At 38.0% G+C, this 21,372-nt stretch carries 21 protein-coding genes; all 21 read left to right on the top strand.

The window, feature by feature from the left end:
* The first annotated feature begins 3 nt into the window (after nucleotides 1-3).
* The 21 genes from lpxK to whiA all read left to right on the top strand — a co-directional run bounded on the left by lpxK (nucleotide 4) and on the right by whiA (nucleotide 21,364).
* The gene (lpxK, locus tag ACLRYO_RS08440; RefSeq protein WP_004695492.1) at nucleotides 4-1,116 is read left to right on the top strand and encodes a tetraacyldisaccharide 4'-kinase; all 1,113 of its coding nucleotides are present in this window, start codon (nucleotides 4-6) and stop codon (nucleotides 1,114-1,116) included.
* 44 nt (nucleotides 1,117-1,160) lie between these two features.
* Complete coding sequence (gene kdsB, locus ACLRYO_RS08435; RefSeq protein WP_004695494.1) at nucleotides 1,161-1,892, top strand: 3-deoxy-manno-octulosonate cytidylyltransferase; 732 nt, start codon at nucleotides 1,161-1,163, stop codon at nucleotides 1,890-1,892.
* Nucleotides 1,893-2,711 carry a 3-deoxy-8-phosphooctulonate synthase gene (kdsA, locus tag ACLRYO_RS08430; RefSeq protein ID WP_278618547.1) on the top strand — a complete coding sequence of 273 codons (819 nt, stop codon included), beginning with the start codon at nucleotides 1,893-1,895 and terminating at the stop codon, nucleotides 2,709-2,711.
* An 11-nt stretch (nucleotides 2,712-2,722) separates the two neighbouring features.
* Nucleotides 2,723-3,694, top strand: coding sequence for a KpsF/GutQ family sugar-phosphate isomerase (locus ACLRYO_RS08425; RefSeq protein WP_278618545.1), 972 nt, complete (start codon nucleotides 2,723-2,725; stop codon nucleotides 3,692-3,694).
* Nucleotides 3,694-4,215 carry a KdsC family phosphatase gene (locus ACLRYO_RS08420; protein WP_024061567.1) on the top strand — a complete coding sequence of 174 codons (522 nt, stop codon included), beginning with the start codon at nucleotides 3,694-3,696 and terminating at the stop codon, nucleotides 4,213-4,215. Before ACLRYO_RS08425 ends, ACLRYO_RS08420 begins: the two co-directional genes overlap by 1 nt.
* A gap of 14 nt (nucleotides 4,216-4,229) precedes the next feature.
* Nucleotides 4,230-5,162: a lysophospholipid acyltransferase family protein gene (locus ACLRYO_RS08415; RefSeq protein ID WP_004698446.1), complete on the top strand. Its 933-nt coding sequence runs from the start codon at nucleotides 4,230-4,232 to the stop codon at nucleotides 5,160-5,162.
* A complete protein-coding gene (gene lptC / locus ACLRYO_RS08410) occupies nucleotides 5,149-5,685 on the top strand; it encodes an LPS export ABC transporter periplasmic protein LptC (RefSeq protein WP_004698432.1) in 537 nt (178 codons plus the stop codon). Before ACLRYO_RS08415 ends, lptC begins: the two co-directional genes overlap by 14 nt.
* Before the next feature lie 12 nt (nucleotides 5,686-5,697).
* On the top strand, nucleotides 5,698-6,420 hold the full coding sequence (locus ACLRYO_RS08405) for an LptA/OstA family protein (RefSeq protein WP_004698437.1): 723 nt from the start codon (nucleotides 5,698-5,700) through the stop codon (nucleotides 6,418-6,420).
* Nucleotides 6,421-6,429: 9 nt separating this feature from the next.
* On the top strand, nucleotides 6,430-7,149 hold the full coding sequence (lptB, locus tag ACLRYO_RS08400) for an LPS export ABC transporter ATP-binding protein (protein WP_012864076.1): 720 nt from the start codon (nucleotides 6,430-6,432) through the stop codon (nucleotides 7,147-7,149).
* 8 nt (nucleotides 7,150-7,157) lie between these two features.
* A complete protein-coding gene (locus ACLRYO_RS08395) occupies nucleotides 7,158-8,249 on the top strand; it encodes an LptF/LptG family permease (protein WP_012864077.1) in 1,092 nt (363 codons plus the stop codon).
* 33 nt (nucleotides 8,250-8,282) lie between these two features.
* Nucleotides 8,283-9,488, top strand: coding sequence for a DUF3084 domain-containing protein (locus ACLRYO_RS08390; protein WP_413084813.1), 1,206 nt, complete (start codon nucleotides 8,283-8,285; stop codon nucleotides 9,486-9,488).
* A 126-nt stretch (nucleotides 9,489-9,614) separates the two neighbouring features.
* Nucleotides 9,615-10,142: a hypothetical protein gene (locus ACLRYO_RS08385; protein WP_278606651.1), complete on the top strand. Its 528-nt coding sequence runs from the start codon at nucleotides 9,615-9,617 to the stop codon at nucleotides 10,140-10,142.
* Nucleotides 10,132-11,001, top strand: coding sequence for a YitT family protein (locus ACLRYO_RS08380; RefSeq protein WP_227037940.1), 870 nt, complete (start codon nucleotides 10,132-10,134; stop codon nucleotides 10,999-11,001). Before ACLRYO_RS08385 ends, ACLRYO_RS08380 begins: the two co-directional genes overlap by 11 nt.
* A 9-nt stretch (nucleotides 11,002-11,010) precedes the next feature.
* The gene (gene lepB, locus ACLRYO_RS08375; protein ID WP_004695516.1) at nucleotides 11,011-11,595 is read left to right on the top strand and encodes a signal peptidase I; all 585 of its coding nucleotides are present in this window, start codon (nucleotides 11,011-11,013) and stop codon (nucleotides 11,593-11,595) included.
* 577 nt (nucleotides 11,596-12,172) lie between these two features.
* Complete coding sequence (locus ACLRYO_RS08370; protein ID WP_413084812.1) at nucleotides 12,173-13,435, top strand: S-layer homology domain-containing protein; 1,263 nt, start codon at nucleotides 12,173-12,175, stop codon at nucleotides 13,433-13,435.
* A gap of 610 nt (nucleotides 13,436-14,045) precedes the next feature.
* Nucleotides 14,046-15,257 (top strand): putative porin, encoded by a 1,212-nt coding sequence (locus tag ACLRYO_RS08365; protein WP_413084811.1) that lies wholly within the window; start codon nucleotides 14,046-14,048, stop codon nucleotides 15,255-15,257.
* Nucleotides 15,258-15,818: 561 nt separating this feature from the next.
* Nucleotides 15,819-17,024 carry a putative porin gene (locus ACLRYO_RS08360; RefSeq protein ID WP_413084810.1) on the top strand — a complete coding sequence of 402 codons (1,206 nt, stop codon included), beginning with the start codon at nucleotides 15,819-15,821 and terminating at the stop codon, nucleotides 17,022-17,024.
* A gap of 275 nt (nucleotides 17,025-17,299) precedes the next feature.
* Complete coding sequence (locus ACLRYO_RS08355) at nucleotides 17,300-18,112, top strand: Cof-type HAD-IIB family hydrolase (protein ID WP_278606655.1); 813 nt, start codon at nucleotides 17,300-17,302, stop codon at nucleotides 18,110-18,112.
* Between the two features lie 12 nt (nucleotides 18,113-18,124).
* Nucleotides 18,125-19,039, top strand: a complete 915-nt coding sequence (gene rapZ / locus ACLRYO_RS08350) for an RNase adapter RapZ (protein WP_021147899.1) — start codon at nucleotides 18,125-18,127, stop codon at nucleotides 19,037-19,039.
* A 12-nt stretch (nucleotides 19,040-19,051) separates the two neighbouring features.
* A complete protein-coding gene (locus tag ACLRYO_RS08345; RefSeq protein ID WP_021147900.1) occupies nucleotides 19,052-20,401 on the top strand; it encodes a gluconeogenesis factor YvcK family protein in 1,350 nt (449 codons plus the stop codon).
* Nucleotides 20,402-20,416: 15 nt separating this feature from the next.
* Nucleotides 20,417-21,364 (top strand): DNA-binding protein WhiA, encoded by a 948-nt coding sequence (gene whiA / locus ACLRYO_RS08340; RefSeq protein ID WP_287508084.1) that lies wholly within the window; start codon nucleotides 20,417-20,419, stop codon nucleotides 21,362-21,364.
* Nucleotides 21,365-21,372: the final 8 nt, after the last annotated feature.

The following is a 21,372-nucleotide window of genomic DNA, read 5'->3' as shown; positions in this document are numbered from 1 at the left end:
CCTATGAGTGGGGAAGCATTATTCAAATCCATCGTTAGTGGTGAAGATCAATCCGTATTAGGTGATATAGCTCGCTCCAGTTTAGGCCTTTTGAGTAAAGGTTATGAGAAAGCTGTATCAATACGCAATGCTCGATTTGATGAGGGTAAAGGCGTTACGAAAGTTACAGTGCCTGTAATCAGCGTTGGCAACATTACGGCTGGTGGTACTGGAAAAACACCGATGGTGCGATTTATTTGTGATGTGCTTACTCAGAAGGGCCTTCATCCTACTGTTCTTAGTCGTGGATACCGTGCAGAAGATAATAACAAAAATATTATTATTTCTAAAGACGGAACAATGCTTGTAGAGCCATCTATCAGTGGTGATGAGGCTTGGTTACTGGCTAAGGTTTTACAAAAATCTAATGTAATCATTGGACGTGAACGTTCCAAATCTGCAGAAATCGCTATTAATGAGCTAGGTGCCGATTGTCTTATTATGGATGATGGCTTTCAACATCGTGCACTAGCAAGAGATATTGATATTGTACTAATCGATGCATCCAATCCGTTTGGCTATGAACATGTATTGCCACGGGGACTATTACGTGAACCCCTTAGTGGTTTACAGCGTGCGGATATTATCGTTCTTACTAAGGTTGATCAAGTAGCACCAGGTATTGTATCCGGCATTCGAAAGCGATTAACTCAGATGATTCCCAATATACCTGTCTATGAAACAACACATAAGCCGCAATTTATGTACACCTTAGATGAGTGGGCTAATGGTTCTGTTGGGGCTTCTGTAGATGCTTACAAGGAACAACGCATTATGGCTGTGAGTGGAATTGGAAACCCTCAATCCTTTACACAAACGTTAACTGATGTAGGGTATAACGTTGTTCATACCTTGCCATTTGGAGATCATCATGACTTTTCAAATGATGATGTAGTTGAGATTTGGAAACAAGCATTTGCTCATCAAGCTGATGCTATTTGCATTACAGAAAAGGATGCAGTTAAGTTAAGTCAGTTGCATGCAATTGAAGACTTGAAAATACCGATTCTGGTGCTATCTATAGGAATTGAATTTGTTTCTGGAAAACAAGAATTCATAGAAAATTTAGAGATTTAGTGTATAATAATAAGATACACGAATAACAGAAATGGGGTTTTATCGTGAAGTTTGGATGTGTTATTCCTGCGCGTTATGGTTCTACAAGATTACCGGGCAAACCATTAGCTGATATTGCAGGTAAACCTATGATTGAACGGGTTTATGCAAGGGTATCACAAGCTACAAAGACAGTATGTACAATTGTAGCCACTGATGATAACCGCGTATATTCTGCAGTACAACAGTTTGGGGGAACTGTTATGATGACAGATCCTAATCATCCTACAGGGACGGATCGATTAGCAGAGGTTGCGAGTCATTATACAGACTTGGATGTTGTTATCAATGTCCAAGGTGATGAACCGATGATTGATCCAAATCTTATTGATGACTTGGCACGTCTATTTGAGGAAGATCCAAACTTGCAGATGGCCACAGTAGCTACTCCTTTATTAGAGGAAGAGTACGAGGAGCCATCAGCGGTAAAGGTCATTTTAAATAATCGTAATGATGCGATGTATTTTTCTAGATCTTTAATCCCATATCCTCGCCATGATTTTGTGCGTCCGCCACTAAAACATATTGGCATCTATGCATATCGTAGAGAGTTTTTATTAAACTACGCTAAGATGGAGCCAACTCCGGCGGAGCAAACAGAATCTCTAGAACAATTACGTGCTCTAGAGAACGGTTATACAATTCGTGTTATTTTGACAAATAAACGATTTATCGGTGTTGATACACCTGAAGACTTAGCTCGTGTTAATGCAATTTACGAGCAAGAGGAGAAATAAATGAAAACAGTTCAAATTAAAAATATTACTGTGGGTGGCGGCAAGGGTTTATTTGTCCTTGCAGGTCCATGTGTTATTGAGGACTATGACCGCACATTAGCTATCGGTAAACGAGCAAAAGAGATATGCGAACGTTTAGGTGTTCCCTATATCTTTAAAGCTTCCTTTGATAAAGCTAATCGCTCTAGCTTTAGTTCCTTCCGTGGACCAGGTCTTGAGGAAGGGTTAAAAATGCTTGCTTCTATTAAGAAGGAACTCAATGTGCCCGTTGTCAGTGACATTCACTCTATCGAGCAAATTGAACCTGCAGCTGAAGTATTAGATATTCTACAAATTCCAGCTTTTTTATGCCGTCAAACTGATCTTGTTTACGGCGCTGCTAAAACTGGTAAATGCGTAAATGTTAAAAAAGGTCAATTCATGGCTCCTAAGGACATGGAAAATGTTCTTAATAAAATGAAAGAAACAGGTAATGAAAATCTTATGCTTACCGAACGTGGTTTTAGCTTTGGTTATAATAATCTCGTAGTTGACATGAGATCCTTCCCAATTATGCGTTCTTTCGACTATCCAGTAATCTTTGATGCTACTCATAGCGTTCAATTACCAGGTGGTGCAGGGACTAAATCTAGTGGTAACCGTGAATTTGTACCAAATTTGGCACGTGCGGCTGTGGCTAGTGGTGTAGATGGGCTATTCTTTGAAGTGCACGATAATCCTGAGGAAGCATTGTCTGATGGTCCTAATATGTTGTATTTAGATCAATTCGAAGATGTGCTTCGTGATTTAGTAGCTATTGATAAAATCGTAAAAGGTTAGGGGCGGTATTTGTGACTATTTTAGAACAAGCGGCACAGGTGCTTCATGAGGAAGCTCGTGCTATTGAAGAGTTAAGTTCTCGTTTGGATCACAATTTTGTAAATGCTGTAAATATGATTTTGGCTTGTAAGGGCCGTGTAGTATGTACAGGAATGGGAAAATCTGGTCATATTGGTCGTAAAATTGCGGCTACCTTGGCTAGTACAGGGACACCGGCACTTTTTATGCATCCTGGTGAAGGCGTGCATGGTGATCTTGGTATGATTACTGAAGATGATGTAGTGTTAGCATTTTCTAATAGTGGTGAAACAGGAGAAATCATTAGTATTTTGCCGTCTCTGCGCCGCATAGGAGCTAAATTAATCTGTGTTGTAGGGAAACCAGAGTCTACATTAGCAAAAAATTCTGATATTGTATTGTTGGCAGAGGTAGAACAAGAAGCTTGTCCATTGGGTTTAGCACCTACTACAAGTACTACTGTTGCTCTAGCACTAGGTGATGCGTTAGCGGTATGTTTATTGGAACGCCATCATTTTACTCCAGAAAACTTTGCTGTATTCCATCCAGGTGGTTCCTTAGGTCGCAAATTATTGTTGACTGTAGAAAATATCATGCATGGTGGCGAGGATAATCCAACAGTATTTAAAGGGGCTACCGTTCGTGATGCACTCTTTGTAATGACAGAAAAAGGGTTAGGTGCTACAAATGTTATTGATGAAGAAGGACATTTGTTAGGTCTAGTGACTGATGGTGATGTTCGACGTGGACTTGATTCTGGCAGCAATTTTTTAGAATGGCCCGTAGAGGATATGATGACGTCTATGCCGCGTACGATTACAAAGGATAAATTGGCCGCAGAAGCGCTTCATTTGATGGAGAAAAATCAACCTCGCCCTATCACCGTATTACCTGTGGTTGATACTAATAATGTATGTCTTGGCATTGTTCACATTACGGATTTATTGCGTAGAGGCATTGTATAATGAATATTCAATGGATTGTTCTCGATGTTGATGGAGTTTTATCAGATGGCACTCTAATTTATACATCGACTGGAGAAGAGCTCAAAGCCTTTTCTGTAAAAGATGGTTTAGGCTTGACTGCGGCTCGTAAATCAGGGATAAAGTTAGCAATTATTACGGCTCGTGTATCTCCTATGGTAGAGCGCCGTGCAAAGGAATTGCATTTTGATGAACTTCTTATGGGGCATGCTAATAAAACTGAAGCATTAAGAGCTCTTTGTAAAAAACATCAAATCGACTTAGCTTCGGTTGCTTACATGGGTGATGATCTTAATGATTTAGGAGCTCTTCAACTCGTAGGTTTGCCGATGGCACCAAATAATGCGGTATTAGAGGTTAAATCAATAGCTAAATTTATTTCTACCGTCAATGGTGGACATGGTGCTGTTAGAGAGGCTGTAGAATATATCCTGAAGAATCAAGGTTTATGGGATTCTGTTGTTGCAGATTATGCGCGAGAGGCCCATGCTCATGGACAATAAAGGAGGTGGGCAGAATGAATAACGAATGGCAATACCATTTAGTTAAAGGCATTAGTTGGCTTGTTTGTCGACTACCATACAAGCTCATTTTGCTCATAGGCGCTTGTTTAGGTCCTGTATATGGGCTAATAGCGAAGAAGCAAAAGCTTAGAGGCATAAATAATATTAAAATTGGCATGAATATGAACGATCAAGAGGCGGAACAATTAATTAATAAGTTGTTCAAAAATCTTGGTCGCAGTGTTATGGAAGTATTATACATGCCAAACCTGACGAAATCCTTTATCAATAAACACATAGAGATGCGTGGTGTTGAACATTTAGAAAAGGCCATTGCTGAAGATAAGGGAGTTATCGTTCTTACCGGCCATGTAGGCAACTGGGAATGGATGGGGGCTGCTATGGCGGCTCATGGATATCCTTCCACTACAATTGTTAAGAAACAACCTAATGCTCAATTCACACGCCTTATGAATGAATATCGTGAGATGGTGGGGCTTGACGTATTTGCTAGTGGTGGCAACGAAATCGTTTCTGCTGCTAAGGCTTTAAAAAAGAAAAAACTTCTTGGATTCTTAGCTGACCAAGATGGATATATAAATGGTTTACCAGTTCCGTTTTTGGGACAAGATTCATCAGCTGTTATGGGACCAGCAACATTTGCAAAGAAATTCGGCTCTCCTGTAGTACCTATTTTTGCATCTCGTAAGCCTGAAGGAGGACATATCGTTCATATCTTGCCGGCATTACATTATGAGGAAACTGGCGATGAAGATGTTGATATGTATCGTCTAACTGAAGCCTGTGTACGTGTTACGGAAGAATTTATTCGTGAACATCCAGATGAGTGGCTTTGGTTCCAACATCGTTGGATGACTAAGATGGATCAAATTATTGATTACGATAAGAAGATAGCTATACGGGAGAGAGCGCATGAAAAACAATAAAAAGTTAATTGCCATTGTGGTCGCTATAGTATTAGCTCTAATCGGTCTTATTGTATTTATTATGAAAGACTCTAATGAGGCTAATTCCACTCAAAATCAAAGTGGACAACTCGTTAATTTCCAAGGTGCGGACTTGCAAGAGGAAAAGGATGGCAAGTTAGTATGGGCATTATCGGCTGAGAAGATTGAATATGACCCGCGTACAAAAGCTATCGTTCTGACCAATTTGAAAGGTCTGTTCTATCAAGATGATGTGACTACTACGATTACAGCTCCTCATGCTGTACTGACGGGTGATCGAAACTCTCTTGATATTGATCAAGGCGTTACTGCTACCAATACGGAAGGTGCAGAATTTAAAACTGAGGCCCTTCATTTTGATAACAAAACGAAAACATTGACATCTAAAACGGCTTTCACTTATAACAGTAAGGATGTAACCCTCACAGGTGACAAGCTTGAGGGCAATATGTCCTTAAAAATTATTAAAGCCATTGGACATGCGAAATTAACAAAGAAGTAATTGAGAGGAAATATGATGAATAAGAAAAAACAGATTGGTATGGCTATATTAGCTGTACTCATGACCGCATCTGTTACAGTTTGGGCTGCAAATGATCCGTTGACTATCAGCGCTGATACATTGTCTTATGATGGCAATTCAGGTCGTGCAGATGCAACAGGTAATGTTGTTATTACCCAAGCGGATAAAACTATGACTGGTGCCAAGGGTTGGTACAATACAAAAACTCAAGAAGCAAATCTTGATGGTGGTGTATCTATGATTGGTTCTGATATGGCCATGTCTGCTCAAGCGGTTCACAGTTACAATAATAATAAATTCACTGCTAATGGTAGCGTTCATTTACAACGTGCTGATCGCCAAATCTTTGGCGACAGTGTTGAGTATAGTACTGACTCTGAATACGGTCTTGTTACAGGCAATGCCCGTTTGATTGCTGAAGGGACAACCTTAACCGGTGATAAGGTAGAAGGATGGATGAAGGAAGTTCGTGCTGTAGCGCAAGGTAATGTTACCTTCTCTAATCCTGAACGAAACGTGTCTGGTTCTGCTGACCGAGCTACATATACACAAACGCCAAACCAAAATGATGGAGTGGTACTCTTATCGGGTTCTGCGCATGCCGTTCAAAATGGTAATGTACTGAATGCACCGGAACTGAAAATTCGTTTAGCTGATGATTCTGCTGAAACATTAGGTGGACGTAGTACACTCGTCATTGTTCCGAATAAATAAGGATAATATATGTATATAGAAACCAAAAACTTAGTTAAAACCTTTAGCGGACGCAATGTGGTAGATGGTGTAAGTCTACGCGTTGATAAAGGCCAAGTTGTAGGTCTATTAGGGCCTAATGGGGCCGGTAAAACTACGTCATTTTATATGATTGTAGGCATTGAAAGACCAAGTTCTGGTATCATTACCGTTGATGGCAAGGATATAACAAATATTCCTATGTATAAGCGGGCGGCTGAAGGGATTGGATACTTACCGCAAGAGGCATCAATCTTTCGTTCCATGTCTGTAGAGGACAATATTCGTGCCATGCTACAGATTACGGCAAAAAAATCTGATGAGATTGAAGCTATCGTGGAATCATTGATTGAAGAATTTCATATTGGACATGTCCGTGACCGTATGGGGATGCAATTATCTGGTGGTGAACGACGCCGTGTAGAAATTGCGCGTTGCCTCGCCTTAGAACCTAATTTCATCCTTCTTGATGAACCTTTTGCAGGTGTCGATCCAATTGCGGTTGCTGATATTCAGCAAATTATCTTACACGTTAAGAACCGAGGTATTGGTATCTTGATTACAGACCATAATGTTCGCGAAACATTGGGGATTGTAGATAAGGCTTATATTTTGAGTAATGGTAAAATCCTCCTAGAGGGTACCCCTGATGAAATTGCGAATGATCCAATCGCTCGTGAACATTATTTAGGGGATAACTTTAAATTATAGGAGGGGCTATGCGATTATTAGATAAATATATTTTAAAAGCTTTTGTAGGCCCATTCCTATTTGGGGTTTTTGCTTTTACTAGTATTTTTATTGGTACAGGCACATTGTTTAGGATTGCTCAATATATTACTGAATATGGAGCACCATTGTTGCTTGTTATGCAAGCATTTGTCTTGGCTTTACCAAGTATTGTTATTTTAACATTCCCAATGTCAGTACTATTGGCTTCTCTTATGACTTTTAGTCGTTTGAGTAGCACTAGTGAAATCGTTGTTATGCGTGCTGGAGGTCTAAGCTTTTTACGCTTGGCCATGCCTGTATATATTATTGCCCTCATCATTTCCATTGGGGCAGTAGCATTTAATGAATTTGTTGTACCTCGTACAAATCATATGTATCAAACGATTGTGCGCGAACAAATTATGAAAAATGCATCACCTCAAACACAAAATCATATTGTGTTAAAAACGATGAATGGTGATGAGCTAGGCACATTGATGTATGCTAAGAGCTATGATGCTGAAACCAAACAGTTGTCCATGATTACGGTTCAACAATTTGGGGAGGGCGGCAAGTTACAACAAGTTGAAAATGCTGATACAGCTATCTGGAATGGTCAATATTGGGTGATGCAGAATGGTATCATCTATGATTTATCAGCTGGTAATGGTGTTGAACGTACCATGAAATTTAAGGAGCAATCATTGCCGATTAAGTCTGCCCCAAAAGATATTCAACAAGATCAACGTAAGCCTGAGGAATTGACGATTAAGGAGTTACGTCACCAAATCAGAGCTTATAAGGCTGCTTATACTAATGCTAATAAACTTGAAATGGAAATGTACCAACGCTTTACAATTCCGTTGGCAAGTTTTGTATTTGCTCTCGTAGGTGCACCTTTAGGCCTTCAAAAGCAACGCTCTAGCTCATCTATCGGCTTTGGTATTAGTATTCTCATCATCTTTATTTATTATGGGGTGATGACCTTTGCTGGTGCTTTAGGGAAAGGTGGAGCATTGCCAACCTTATTGGCTGCATTAATACCGGATACATTAGGTATTATTGCAGGGTTGTATTTGAATTGGCGTGTATCGAAATAACAGATTGTATTCTTAGGAGAAAGGAGGGACATGATGTTAGTAGGTGTTAAAATCTTAATAATTATCGCTCTTATGGGTGGTCTCATTGCTTACATGGGGGATAAGCTAGGCACTAAAATTGGTAAACGTCGTATGTCCCTCTTTGGATTACGACCTAAGCACACATCTATTATAGTTACTATTGTGACAGGCCTTTTAGTTGCAGCAGCTACGGTTGGGGTATTAACCTTTACGTCTCAAAGTGTGCGAACCGCATTGTTCGGTATGGATCAGTTGCGAGCTGATATGAAGCAGCTGAATAATGAGGTTGCTGCAAAGACGCAAGAACTGATTCGTGGGCAGGCTTTGTTAGAACAAAATAAACAAGAGCTTGAAGAACGGATGGCTGAGATTGAACAAATTCGCCGTGAAGTAGAGGCTACAAAAGCTGAATTGGCGAGTGCACAAGCTGCTAAAGACGCAACAGAAGTCGAATTGGCATCTTTACAAGCCTCTTATGCAGAGGTGTCTCAAAAGGTAGCTGAGCTTGAAGCAACACGTGCTAAGATGGAAGCGCATATTAAGAATCTACAAAATACACAAGAACAATTGCAGAATGGCATCATTCATTTACGGGAAGGAACCATTCTCTTCCAAGTAGATCAGTTATTAGCACAAGCTGTTGTACGACCTGGTTTAAGTGAAGAAGATAGTAATAATGCTATTAAACATATTATCGATGATACAAATAAACTTGTTTTACGTCGCTTAGGTATAGAAGATAATGGTCAATCCGTTGTGTATGTAGATCGACAAAATGTTGAGGTAGCTACTCAAAAGCTAATCAATTCCAAGACTCCTATGGTGGTTCAAGTTGTGGCAGCCGGAAATATTATTTCAGGTGAACCTGCAGTTGCAGTTATTCAAGTATATCCACAACAATTTATCTATAAAAATGGAGAGGTAATTCACTCTACAGTAATTGATGGGGGTACTAATGCTCAATCGTCTATGCTTCAATTCTTGAAACAAGTAAATGAACGTGCTAAGGCAAAGGGGATTATTCCTGATTCCTTATCAGGTGATATTGGAACGATACCTGGTGATGATTTGTTTACAGCCATTAAAAGAATAAGTACTATGCGTGGCAAGGTTCATGTGGAAGCTTATACTGATGGCGACACATATTCATCTGGTCCTGTTCACCTCAAGTTGCGTATTACTCAAATGCCAGATTTCAATGATAAGGCAAAAATGTAAACTAATTAATATGATGAAGGTATGCTGTTTTCATACATTATAAAAGAAGGTCTTATGTAATTTTCAACATAAGACCTTCTTTTTATGTTAAAATATAACTACTGTACTTACAAAGGGGATAATCAAATGACTGAAAATACATATATTTTAGCAGTGGATCCAGGAAATGAGAAAACTGGCGTAGCTATACTTTCACCTTTCGGTGAGATGATATGCCGTAAAATTATTTCTTCAAATACTTTCAATAAAGATATTGAGCGTATTTTAACTGAATATTATGGTATTGTTCATATTGTTTGTGGAAATGGTACAAATCATAAACACTTGTATCCTTCTCTTCAACAAATTGGACGTAATCATAAAATTACAACTAGTTTAATCGACGAATCTCACAGTACAGAGGAGGCCCGTAAATTATATTGGCAATATAATCCTCCTACAGGGTGGCGCAAGATTATTCCTACATCTATGCAATTTCCACCAGAACCTGTAGATGATTTGACGGCTCTCGTTATTGGCTTGCGCTATACGAAGCAGTTAGCTCAGAACGAAGCGGCAATCAAAGAAGAAACTATGAGTTCAAGTGAGTTAGAAGAGAAAAGATTACATGCTATGGAGCAGTTATACGGAAAAGGAGATAATCATGACGAATGAAACTTCAATGCGTAACTGGTCAAATCTTATTATGCGCTGTGTAATGATGATTCTAGGTGCCTTAATATATACGATAGGGTTAGATTTATTTTTAGTACCCAATAGTATCATTGACGGTGGTATTGTTGGTATCTCTTTGATGGCTGCGGAACTATCAGGTATTTCTTTTAGCATTTTTGTAGTACTTTTCAACTTACCCTTTTTATATTTAGGCTATAAAGTAATTGGTAAAGGATTTACCTTGTCTACTTTGTTCTCTATTATATGGATGGCAATATTTTCTACCATTGCACACCGCTTTACACCTATTACAACTGACCCATTTTTAGGGGCAATCTTTGGTGGTATAATCTTAGGTATTGGGGTAGGGCTAATTATTCGTAATGGTGGCTCATTAGATGGATCTGAAATTGTAGCTATTATCTTTGATAAACGGTCCACCTTTTCTGTAGGCGAAATTGTAATGGCCATGAATTTAGTTATTCTTGGAGCAGCGGGCTTTGTATATAGTTGGAATAGTGCCATGTATTCCTTAATTGCTTATTTTATTGCTTATAAGATGATTGATGTGACCATCACTGGACTTGAAGAATCTAAAGGGGTTATGATTATTACCGATGCAGATAATTCCAAGATTATTGCTGATGCATTAAATGCTAATCTTAATCGTGGTGTTACTATTATGTACGGAGAAGGCGGGTATTTAAAACAACCGAAACATGTATTATATTCTGTAGTAACGCGGCTAGAAATTACAAGATTAAAGGATACCGTTTATGAAGTAGATCCTACAGCATTTATTACGATCCAAGACGTACATGATGTCTTTGGTGGGAGATTTACGAAAGGTGGTCATTAAGAGGAAACTATGAGTAATAAGTTAGGTAATACAATAGTAAAAGAAATATTAGATTGGATTTATGCTATTGCATTGGCATTAATCATTGCTATGGTAATTCATATTTTCTTGATTCAACCTACTAGAGTGTCTGGGGAATCAATGGATGATACATTACACAATGGACAATATTTGATTGTTACCAAATGGCATCATATTATGAATGATATGCCCGAATATGGACAAATCGTTATTATTGATAGTCGTGTTAATCGTGTTCGTACATGGGTGGATGATGTAAAAGAACCACTGATGAACTATGCATCTGTTTTTAATAAATCCGCTCAAACAAATGATGTATGGGTAAAACGTGTAATAGGTAGACCTGGTGATGTACTAGAGTTTAAAGATGGTTATGTATGGCGTAATGGAGAAAAATTACAAGAACCATATACAAAAGATACAAAAATGAATTATACTCGGTCTACACCTGTAACAGTTCCTGAAGGTCATGTATTTGTGATGGGAGATAATCGCAACCATTCTAGTGATAGTCGTTTTATCGGCCCAGTTCCTGTTGATCATATTCTAGGATTTGTTTCTTACGCAATTTAATAATCGTGAAAGCCTATCTACGATAAATTTCATCGTAGATAGGCTTTTTATAAGTTAAGAAGGATTAAGTTATGTTGTATCTTGTGAAATGTATACTAAATAAAATTTAGCAAGACGGCTAGGTCGAATCTAAATATATCACTTATCAATCTTATAGAAAATAAACAATTCAAACAAATGAATTAATATAAATTATAAGTATAGCTAAATTTAATAAGTGATAATTATTAAATTTGTGGCTGTAGATAATAAAATTATCTATTTTTTTAGACTATAAAATGAAATTTTGTAAAATTAAATTTTTAAAAATGCAGTAATAATCTATGTTTTTGATATAATTTTTATTCATGAAAGAAATTTCATAAAATTTAGTTGTGTAAAATGCTTTACAAAGTTTTGGGGTGGTGGTATATTCACATCAACAGAAAGGCTACGCTACAAAGAAGTGGAGCTAAGATAGATAATTTAGTTGAGGAAACATGGACACTCCTAATACATCTTTCATAGTGATACTACTTATGTAGTGAACGTCTTCTGCAAATATAAATTCTTATTTATAAGAAAGAAGGAATTCATTATGAAAAAACAATTCGCAACAATGTTAGCAGCAACAGCAGTGTTAGGTGTAACAACAGCATTTGCTGCAAATCCATTCTCCGATGTAACTCCAGATAGTTGGGCGTACCAAGCAGTATCTCAATTAGCACAATCTGGTATCGTTAATGGTTATCCAGATGGCACTTTCAAAGGCCAAAACAATATCACTCGTTATGAAATGGCTCAAATGGTAGCTAAAGCTATGGCTAACCAAGATCGTGCTAACGCTGAACAACAAGCTATGATTAACCGCTTGGCAGATGAGTTCTCTAACGAGTTGAACAACCTCGGCGTTCGAGTATCTCGCTTGGAAGACCGTGTAGGTAATGTAAAGGTAACTGGTGATGCTCGTATCCGTTATCAAGGTTCTGAAGGCAAAGGTGTTTACAAAGCTAATAGTAAATCCTTAACTGATGGCCGTGCACGTGTACAATTCAATGCTAATGTAAATGATAAAACACAAGCAGTTGTTCGTGTAAAAGGTAATTACGAATTTGGTGACTCTACTAAAGGTTCTCAAGCAACAATTGATCGTGCTTACGTGGATCACAAATTTGGTAGCAACGTATCTGCTAAAGCTGGTCGTTTCCAACAAACAATTGGTGGCGGTTTGATGTACGATGATACATTTGACGGTGCACAATTGAATGTAGGTAATGATAAAGTTCAAGTACAAGGTGCGTATGGTTATATGATTGATGGTGCTGCTGATGGCAACTCCAAATCTGATAATCCATCTGTATCCTATGTAGGCTTAAAAGGTAAAGTTGGTAAAGAATCCTCCGTTGGTGGTTTCTACTCCAGATTATCTAGCGGCAACTTGAACCATAATGGTGTAACAGTTAACTCTGATAAACAAGATGTTTACGGTTTCAATGCGGACTTCCGTAAAAATAAATTGTGGGCTGGCGGTGAATGGTTGAAAGCTTCTAACGTAGATAATTCTCAAGCTTGGACAGCAGGTCTTGGCTATGGTAACTACGACATCGCTAAAAAAGGTACATGGGATGTGAAAGGTCAATACTTCAACCAAAAAGCTAATGCACCAATCGTAAGTTCCACTTGGGATCAAGCATATGATTTAACAAATACATCTAATGGTTACAAAGGTTACATGGCTAGCGTAGACTACGCAGTACAAGATAACGTAGGTTTATCCGCAGGTTATGGTTTCAACTCTAAAGACCAAAGCGGTAATGATCTTTCCGATTTCTATCGTGCAGAATTAAATTACAAATTCTAATTCCCTCACAAACAAAAAAAAGACTTCTTCGGAAGTCTTTTTTTTTGTTGCATAAAAGTATTATGAATTATTTTATATATAATAGTATATATATAGTAAAATGTTTTATAAATACATAATATTAAAAGTAATCGAATAATTTAGTGGTTATCAAGAATTATATCCCTTATATTGTAGGATATATTTATAAAATCTTTCTGTATAGAAAGATAAATTTCTTATTAATTATATATATATTAATAAGTTTAACTTAATGAAAAATATAATAAAAATTCTCAATTAATAGAAAAGGATATAAAATTAAATTTTTTTATGAAAAAAATTATATCCTATAAAACTAGATAAAATCTAACTTAGCAAGCATTTTAAGTTATAAAAACAAGATAATGAGAACACAATTGAGAAAAAAGGGTTTACACGAAAAAGTGGTTGTGCTAATATCACCGTACGAGAAGTAGCAAACACATGAAACGAAGAACTTCGATGCAGAATGTGGCGAGGAAACGTGGACACTCCCAAAGATTCTTAATCTGAAGAACTGAGTAGAATGTGAATGTTATGACTTGTTACATTTTATTTTCTATTTTTTTCAGAAAGAAGGAATTCAACTATGAAAAAACAATTGGCAGCAATCTTTGCAGCAACAGCAGTATTGGGTGTAACTACAGCTTTCGCAGCTAACCCATTCTCCGACGTAACTCCAGATTCTTGGGCATACCAAGCAGTTTCTCAATTGGCTAACGCTGGTGTTATCAATGGTTACCCAGATGGTACTTTCAAAGGCCAAAATAACATCACTCGTTACGAAATGGCTCAAATGGTAGCTAAAGCTATGGCTAACCAAGATCGCGCTAACGCTGAACAACAAGCTATGATCAACCGTTTGGCTGATGAATTCTCCAACGAATTGAATAACTTGGGCGTTCGTGTAGCTCGCTTGGAAGACCGCGTTGGTAACGTAAAAGTTACTGGTGATGCTCGTCTTCGTTACCGTGATGCTCAAGATGCTAAATCTAAATTCGACGCTCGTGCACGTGTACAATTTAACGCAAAAGTTAACGATCGTACAGATGCTGTAGTTCGTTTGACTTCTGGTAACTTCGAATTGGGTAACTCCACTACTGGTGGTAATGCAGACGCTCAAATCGACCGCGCATATGTTAACCACAAATTTGGCGAACGCGTATCCTTGAAAGCTGGTCGTTTTAACCAAGTTATCGGTGGCGGTTTAGCATTTGATGGTACTTTCGATGGTGCTCAATTGAACGTTGGTAACGACAAAATTATGGCTCAAGCAGCTTACGGTTACATGGTATCCGGCGAAGCAGCTGGCTTGACTAAAGAACAAAACGTAACTAACACTTACCTTGGCTTAACTGGTAAAGTAGGTAAACACACTACAGTTGGTGGTTTCTATAATCGCGTAAACCAAGATTCTGATAATGATTACAAAAATATCTATGGTTTCAACGCTGATGCTAACTTCGACAAAGTTTGGGTTGGTGGCGAATGGTTGAGAGATTCCCATGTAGACAAATCTCAAGCTTGGACTGCAGGTCTTGGTTTTGGTAACTACGACATCAAAAAACAAGGTACTTGGGGTGTTTATGGTCAATACTTCAATGCAAAAGAAAATGCTCCAATCGTAGATACAACTTATAACCACTTGTATACTACAGATGCTAAAGGTTGGATGGCTTCCATTGACTACGCTTTACAAAACAACGTAGGCTTGTCCGCTAACTACGGCTTCAACTGGAAAGAACAAAACGGTGATAAATTAGATAACTTCTACCGTGCTGACCTTAACTACAAATTCTAATTTGATAGTTAATCATATGAAAGAGACTCCTTCGGGAGTCTCTTTTTTGTAGTTTGAAGATTAATATACACGGTGAACATCCTAGAGTATTATCAATTTAACATAGAGCGTAAGTAGGATATTCTTTTTTAGCAAATAAATATAATGATAATATAGTTTATAATTTTATTTTTTATATTAATAAATGAATGTTAATATAATTAGTTTTATTAATATAATGTTAGGCTTTTAAATCTGATAAAAAATTTCTTTTGTATAAAACTATAAAATGAAAAAATGTTCATGAAGTTAGATTTTTACTGCATTCATGAAATTTTTAAAATAGAGAGTATTCAGTAATAAGGCTGAATATAGGTGTTAAGGCTTTACATAGAAAAAAGGTTGTGATACTATCACCGTACAGGTCATGATACATACATGAAACGAAGATCTTCGATGTAGAGTATGGTGAGGAAACGTGGACACTCCTATACATTCTTAATCTGAAGAACGAGTAGAATGTGAATGTTATGACTTGTAACATTTTATTTTCTATTTTTTTCAGAAAGAAGGAATTCAACTATGAAAAAACAATTGGCAGCAATCTTTGCAGCAACAGCAGTATTGGGTGTAACTACAGCTTTCGCAGCTAACCCATTCTCCGACGTAACTCCAGATTCTTGGGCATACCAAGCAGTTTCTCAATTGGCTAACGCTGGTGTTATCAATGGTTACCCAGATGGTACTTTCAAAGGCCAAAATAACATCACTCGTTACGAAATGGCTCAAATGGTAGCTAAAGCTATGGCTAACCAAGATCGCGCTAACGCTGAACAACAAGCTATGATCAACCGTTTGGCTGATGAATTCTCCAACGAATTGAATAACTTGGGCGTTCGTGTAGCTCGCTTGGAAGACCGCGTTGGTAACGTAAAAGTTACTGGTGATGCTCGTCTTCGTTACCGTGATGCTCAAGATGCTAAATCTAAATTCGACGCTCGTGCACGTGTACAATTTAACGCAAAAGTTAACGATCGTACAGATGCTGTAGTTCGTTTGACTTCTGGTAACTTCGAATTGGGTAACTCCACTACTGGTGGTAATGCAGACGCTCAAATCGATCGCGCATATGTTAACCATAAATTCGGTGAACGCGTATCCTTGAAAGCTGGCCGTTTCGGTCAAGTTGTTGGTGGTGGCTTAGCATTTGATGGTACTTTTGATGGTGCTCAATTCAATGCTGGTAATGACAAAGTTAATGCACAAGTAGCTTATGGTTACATGGTATCTGGCGATGCAGCTGGCTTGACTAAAGAAGAAAATGTTACTGATCTTATCGTAAATGTTAACGGTAAAGTTGGTAAACATGCTATGGTTGGTGGTTTCTACGACCGCATCAATCAAGATGACGATGTTAAAAATGTTTATGGCTTCAATGCTGACGTTAACTTCGACAAAATTTGGGTAGGTGGCGAATGGTTGAAAGCTTCTAGCCTTGAAGAATCTCAAGCTTGGACTGCAGGCGTTGGTTATGGCAACTACGACATCAAAAAACAAGGTACTTGGGGCGTAAAAGGTCAATACTTCAACGCAAAAGAAAATGCTCCTATCATTGATACTACTTACAACCACATCTACACTACAGATGCTAAAGGTTGGATGGCAACTGTTGACTATGCATTGCAAAACAACGTAGGCTTAACAGCTAACTACGGTTTTGATTGGAAAGATCAAAACGGTAATGATAAAGCTGACTTCTACCGTGCGGACCTTAACTACAAATTCTAATTTGATAGTTACTCATACGAAAGAGACTCCTTCGGGGGTCTCTTTTTTGTGTTTAATATAAAATTATATGAGGCTTTTTATATAGTGTTTCATTAATGCCGTTTATTTAATTAATATAGAATGATTTATCGAAAATAGATGATTTTTCATTTAATGAAAATTTCATGAGTAAACTTTCTTGTCATTATTAGGGTTATTACCGCTAATTTCTATCTATATAGCCACTATTAATGGTATAATAAAGAGTATTTAAAATTTCTATAAAGGCGGCGAACATGAATCCTTTTTTTTCTCATATTAAAATGGTTGCCATCGATTGTGATGAAACTTTGGTGCGTAGCGATAATTCTATATCTGACTATACAGTAGATGTATTACATCGGTTGCAGCAAAGGGGTGTTGCTATTACGATTGCTACGGGACGTATGTACCAAACGGCTAAGCCCATTGGGCAGGCATTAAAGCTTGGTAATGTGCCGATGATTTTATTTTCTGGTGGCCTCATTCAAGAGTTGGAAACAGGATGTAAACTGTTTGAACAGACTGTTTCTATTGAAGTGGTACGTCGTATTTATGAATTAGCAAAACAATATGATTGGCATATACAATCGTATGTGGATGATCATTTACTATGCCATCATAAGACGTGGCAGTCCGCTCTTTATGAAAAACAGACTGGTGCTACGGCAGAGTTTTTAGGGGATAAGTTATATAGTTTAAAAACTGAACCGAATAAGCTAATTGCCATAGATACAGTAGAAGGAATTAACAGAATTATTGAAATTTTAACTCCTAGAGTTGGTGATATGGTGACTCTAGTTCGTAGCCAAAGAGACTTTTTAGAAATCGTTGCCCTTAATGTGTCAAAGGGGCGTGCTTTGACACAACTAGCTTTAGATAATCATATTAGTTTAGAACATATCGTTTCCTTTGGTAATGCAGAAAATGATATTTCTATGCTACGTAAAACAGGTTACTCTGTAGCTGTTGAAAACGCTACAGATCATGTAAAATCTGTGGCTCATACAATTTGTGGTAATCATAATGACGATGGAGTAGCCCATTGGATTGAAGATAATCTTTTATAATGGAGTAAAACTATGGAAGCATTTCGTTTGTTAATAGTTACAGGTATGTCAGGTGCCGGCAAAACTCAAGTATTGCAAGCTTTAGAAGATATGGGGTATTTATGTATTGATAATATTCCTCCTGTGCTGATCCCTAAATTAAGTGAAATTTGCCGACAAGGTGGAGAACGGACTAATCGCGTTGCTCTTGTTGTAGATATTCGGGGTGGCGAATTTTTTGAAGCTCTTTCTTCATCTTTAGATACATTAAAAGATATGAAGGTAGATTTTGAAATTGTATTTATGGATGCTACAGATGAGACTTTGATTCGTCGATATAAGGAAAGTCGACGGAGTCATCCATTGGCTCCTAATGGGCTGATTACAACAGGGCTAAAGAAGGAACGCCAAATTCTTAACTCTGTGCGCCATAAAGCAGATTTTATTATTGATACCACTAATATGAAAACAGCCAGCTTGAAAGAGTATTTAAAAACGCGCTTTGCTCAAGTTGATGAAGCTCATGGTATGGCTATTACTGTAGTGAGCTTTGGTTTTAAGTATGGTATTCCTCTCGATGCAGATATGGTATGGGATGTTCGTTTTCTACCTAATCCATTTTATATTCCTGAGTTTCGTCATAAAACAGGTCGTGTAAAAGCAGTGAATGAATATATTCATTCCTTTGAAGTAACAGAGGAATTTAAAAGACGTTACTTTGATACTATGGATTTTCTTGTGCCAAATTATGAACAAGAAGGAAAATCTCAATTTATTGTAGCAGTAGGCTGTACAGGTGGTATGCATAGATCTGTAGCTATGGCAGAGGCTCTATATTCCCACTTGTTAGAAAAAGGATATCGTGTCACTGTTGAACATAGAGATATGATGAAAAATAATGTGGAAGAAGATTATAATCCTCATGAAATTATAACACTTGATAACTAGATAGGGGGGATTATGTTGCGAAAAGGATGGTTCCGGTGGCTAATTCCGGGTCTAAATATAAAACGTTGGCTTGCCCTATTTAGTTGTGGTGTAGGTCTTTTAATTATTGGCATTTCCTTGATGTTTAACTATCAATGGCTTGCGGTTCTTGAAGATATTGTACTTGCCTTTTCCTATAATATGACGGGCTTTTACAATTATAATGTACTCATTGCTGTAGGGGCTGTAGTATTATCGATTGGCGCTGTATTAATGCTCATCGGTACGAGTAAAGTTATAAAAACGATTATTCGTGCGGTACTACCTAATCCTGACAGCAAAGTATCAGATATTATCTTTCAAAATATCCGACTCGATAAGGGCCCTAAAATTGTAGTAATCGGTGGGGGTACAGGCTTATCAAATTTATTGCGTGGTTTGAAATCACATACATCAAACCTATCTGCGATTGTAACAGTTGCTGATGATGGAGGTTCTTCTGGCCGCTTGCGAGAAGATTTTCAAATGATAGCACCTGGTGATTTAAGAAACTGTTTAGTATCACTAGCTGAACAAGAAGGGGTAATGGAGAACTTATTCCGTTACCGCTTCGAAGGGGAAAATGAGCTTTCTGGACACAGCTTTGGTAATCTCTTTATCACTGCGCTTGCTCAAGTTTACGATGGAGATATTGAAGAAGCTCTTGAAGCGGCTAGTAAATTGTTGCGTGTCCGTGGTCGTGTAATTCCTTCCTCTACAGAGTTCATTAAATTGCGTGCAGAGATGACAGATGGCACTATTGTAGAAGGTGAAAGTAATATACCACACTCGGGTAAACGGATTCGTCATATCTATAGTGATCCAGCATTGCCTAAGCCAGAGGGGGCTGCATTACGTGCCATTGATGAAGCCGATGTGATTATTTTAGGTCCTGGTAGTTTATATACAAGCATTATCCCAAATTTACTAACTGATAAATTGGCCTCTCATGTACGTGCCAGTAAGGCTAATAAAATCTATATTGCTAATGTTATGACACAACCGGGTGAAACCACAGGCTACACATTAAATGACCATGTAGAGGCTTTAATTGCTCATGGCGGAGAAGGAATTATAGATACTGTTCTTGCCAATGATGGGCCGTTGCCAATTCAAATGGTTGAACAATATAGTGCTGTAGGATCTGAACCATTGGTATTAGATACTAAAAAGTTACAAGACAAAGGAATCCGCACTATACGAGCTACCTTAATTAATCCTCAAAAACCAGCTGTTCACGATCCTGAACGGTTAGGTAAAGTTATTATGGATATCATTCATGCTATGCAATCTAACACTGAACCGCATATCTTAGAATATTATCTTCAACGAGATGATCATTAATGAGAAGGGATGTCCATGTCATTTGCAGAAGATGTAAAAAATGAATTATGCCAATATGAAGCCTCTAGTGATGCGGATGTGGCCATGAAAATTGAAGCGTCTTGCTTATTGCGTATGAGCGGATCTATCATTTTGGGGATGAAAGGTGCCGTTGGCATTCGTTTGGCTACGGCTAATAATGCAGTAGCTCGTCGGTTGCTTGGTATTTTGAAAAAGCAATACGAATTACCTACAAATGTATTAGTACGACAAGGTTTAAACCTGCGTAAAAAAAATATGTATACGCTCTCTGTGGAACCTTCTATAGAGGGGAGACAGGCTTTAGAGGATCTCGCTTTATGGCCTGTAACCGAACAAATCCCTCGCAGTTGGCTCAAATCAATGGAAGCACGACGTGCCTTTTTAAGGGGAGCTTTTTTAGGGGGAGGCTCTGTTAATAAACCACAAAGTGATTACCATCTTGAGTTTATGACGGGGAATGAGACTTTTGCGAGGGAAATTATTCATGTATTACGACTCTTTCACATTCACGCTGGTCTAACGGAGCGGAAGGACGAGTATGTAGTATATCTTAAAGAAGGGGATGCAGTAACAAATTGTTTGCAAATCATGGGTGCTCAATCGGCGCTTATGGAATTTGAAAATGTGCGGATTATGAAAACCGTACGGAATCAAATTAATCGTCAAGTCAACTGTGAGACTGCAAATTTACAGAAGGTTGTGGATGCAGCAGTTCGTCAGGTAAAAGCAATCCGTATTATTGATAGAGAAATCGGTATTGAAGAATTACCTGAAAAGTTGCGCGTCGTTGCAAGACTTCGGTGGGAGAATCCTGAAGCGAGTTTAAAAGAACTTGAAGAGTTGATGGAGGGGAAACTATCTAAATCTGGAATTGGCCATCGACTAAAGAAGATTGAAGCATTAGCACTTACGTATGACCCGTTGGGGCTCGAAGAAGTATAGAGGTAATA

Source organism: Veillonella parvula (assembly GCF_047241225.1).
In the GTDB taxonomy this organism is placed as follows: Bacteria; Bacillota; Negativicutes; order Veillonellales; family Veillonellaceae; genus Veillonella; species Veillonella parvula_O.
Note: the sequence above shows the minus strand (reverse complement) of the source record. Positions and strands in the feature narration are given on the sequence as shown.